The organism is Micromonospora sp. D75 (assembly GCF_018070405.1).
GTDB classification, from domain to species: Bacteria; Actinomycetota; Actinomycetes; order Mycobacteriales; family Micromonosporaceae; genus Micromonospora; species Micromonospora chalcea.
In genome coordinates, this window is the sequence record NZ_JAGPXV010000710.1 from 1 (window position 1) to 2,803 (window position 2,803).

Below are 2,803 nucleotides of genomic sequence, written 5' to 3' on the forward strand. Positions count from 1 at the left end.
GGCGCTGCGGGCGGCCTCCGGCGACGGCACGTCGCCGGCCATGTTGGCCAGCCCGCCCAGCGCGCCGCCCATGCCCTCCAGGGCCTTGGTCAGCTCGGTCGGGACGATCCAGACCTTGTTGGCAGTGCCGTTGGCGATCTGCGGCAGCGCCTGGAGGTACTGGTAGGCCAGCACCTTCTGGCTCGGGTTGGCGGTGTGGATCGCGTCGAAGACGGTACGGATCGCCTTGGCCTGGCCCTCCGCCTGGAGGATCCGGGCCTGCCGGTCACCGTCGGCGCGCAGCACCGCGGCCTGCTTCTCACCCTCGGCGGTGAGGATCTGCGACTGCTTGTGGCCCTCGGCGTTGAGGATCGCGGCGCGGCGGTCCCGCTCGGCGCGCATCTGCTTCTCCATCGAGTCGCGGATGCTCGGCGGCGGCTCGATCGCCTTGATCTCGACCCGGGTCACCTTGATGCCCCAGCGGCCGGTGGTCTCGTCCAGCACGCCGGACAGGTGCCGGTTGATCTCCTCGCGACTGGTCAGCGCGCGCTCCAGGTCCAGCGAGCCGATCACGTTACGCAGCGTGGTGACGGTGAGCTGCTCGATGGCCTGGAGGAAGTTGGAGATCTCGTAGGTGGCGCGAACCGAGTCGACGACCTTGAAGTAGAGCACCGTGTCGATCGAGACGACCAGGTTGTCGGAGGTGATCACCGGCTGGGGCGGGAAGCTGACCACCTGCTCGCGCATGTCGACCTTGGTGCGCACCGCGTCGACGAACGGCACCAGCAGGTTCAGGCCCGGGTTCAGCGTGCGCTTGTACCGGCCCAGCCGCTCCACCACGTCCTGCCGCTGCTGCGGCACGATCCGCACCGCCTTGAACAGCGTCACCACACCGATCAACGCCACCGCGATCATCAGGATCGCCAGAAACTCCATACCGTTCACCTTTTCGCTTCGGGCAGCTCGCCCGGGGTGGAAATGTCGTCCTGCCATACCAGGGCGGTAGCGCCCCGAACCTTGATCACCTGCACCCGCTCACCCTCGGCGTACGAGCGCGTCGCGTCGTACGAGCGGGCCGTCCACAGCTCACCATCGATCTTGATCATCCCGCGCTCGGAGTCGACCGGCTCCAGGACCACAGCGGTGGCCCCCTCCAGCGCCTCCACCCCGAACGGCTGCTCCCCGGTCTCGATCGCCGGCCGCGCGTGCCGCCGGACCACCGGACGGACCACCGCCACCGACAACGCCGACACCACCGCGAAGATCACCGCCTGCAGCGCCACCGGCGCACCGAGCGCCGCGGCGCCGGCCGCGGCGAACGCCCCGACCCCGAACATGATCAGGAAGAGCGTCGTCGTGAAGATCTCGGCGACCGCCAATACCACACCCAGAACGATCCAGAACACGGCGTCCACGAGAACAATCCTGACACGTCAACGCACGTGTCATCGAACTGTCATGATCGCTAGGCTCGGCTCGGCGTACCGCGCCCACCGCCGACGAGGAGGACGAGATGCCCCTGCTGCCCGAGACCGCGCGTCAGGTGGACCTGCTGGTCGCCCGGGCCCAGGCCGAGGGGCGGGGCCCCTCGCTCGCTCTCGGCGTGGTCCGCGACGGCCGGCTGGCGCACCTCGCCGTCGCCGGTGAGACGCCCCGCCCCGACGCCGACCTGCAGTACCGGATCGGCTCGATCACCAAGACGATGACCGCGGTGCTGGTGATGCAGCAGCGCGACGCCGGCCGGCTGTCACTGGACGACCCGCTGGACGCCCACCTGCCCGGCACCCCGGTCGGCTCGGTGACGGTGCGCCAGCTCCTCGGCCACGTCAGCGGGCTGCAACGCGAGCCGGACGGCGACTGGTGGGAGCGGGTCGGGGGCACGGACCTGGACACCCTGCTCGCCGGGCTGACCCCGGACAAGATCGCCTACCCGCCGCACTTCGTCTACCACTACTCGAACCTGGCGTACGGGCTGCTCGGCGCCGCGCTGGAACGGATCACCGGCACGCCCTGGGCGGAGCTGCTGACCGAGCGGCTGCTGGCCCCGCTGGGCATGCGCCGCACCACGTACCACCCCACCGAGCCGTACGCCCGCGGCTACGTCGTCCACCCCTGGCACGAGACGCTGCGGGAGGAGCCGCGCACCGACACCGCGGCGATGGCGCCGGCCGGCCAGCTCTGGTCCACGGTCGAGGACCTGGGCCGCTGGGCCACGTTCCTGGCCGACCCGGACCCGGCGCTGCTCTCCCCCGCCACGCTCACCGAGACGTGCGCCCCCATGGTCATCAACGACCTCGACTCGTGGACCGGCGGGCACGGCCTCGGCATCGAGCTCTACCGGGTCGGCGACCGGGTGTACGTCGGGCACGGCGGATCCATGCCCGGGTACGTCGCCGGCCTGGCCGTGCACCGGCCCACCCGAACCGCCGTGGTCAACTTCGCCAACTCGTACGGGCTGCGCGGCCACCACATCGGCGCGCTCGGCCGGGAGGCGCTCACGCTGGTGCTGGACGCCGAACCGGCCGCGCCCGCCCCCTGGCGCCCGGCCGGCCCGCCCGCCGCCGACGTGGCCGCGCTGACCGGGCGCTGGTGGTGGATGGGCGGCGAGTACGAGTTCCGCGTCGACGCCGCCGGTGACCTGGTCGGCGGCCAGGTCGGCAGACCGCTGCTGCGCTTCACCCGCGAGGGCCTGGACCGGTGGCGGGGCCGCGCAGGCTCCCAGGACGGCGAGATCCTGACGGTGATCCGCGACGAATCAGGCACCCCGGTAGCCCTGGACATAGCCACCTTCGTCCTGACCCGAACCCCCGACGAGCTCCCGTAA

General features: G+C 71.4%; 3 protein-coding genes. 1 reads left to right on the plus strand and 2 read right to left on the minus strand.

From position 1 onward, the window contains the following. Both KBX39_RS27980 and KBX39_RS27985 read right to left on the minus strand, forming a co-directional pair. Window positions 1-915: SPFH domain-containing protein (locus KBX39_RS27980; RefSeq protein ID WP_210873383.1), on the minus strand; the 915-nt coding region annotated here is incomplete at its 3' end. A gap of 5 nt (window positions 916-920) precedes the next feature. Further along, a complete protein-coding gene (locus KBX39_RS27985) occupies window positions 921-1,394 on the minus strand; it encodes an NfeD family protein (protein ID WP_030504273.1) in 474 nt (157 codons plus the stop codon). Between the two features lie 98 nt (window positions 1,395-1,492). Between KBX39_RS27985 and KBX39_RS27990 the strand changes: the two genes are divergently transcribed. Next, a complete protein-coding gene (locus KBX39_RS27990; RefSeq protein ID WP_210873385.1) occupies window positions 1,493-2,803 on the plus strand; it encodes a serine hydrolase in 1,311 nt (436 codons plus the stop codon).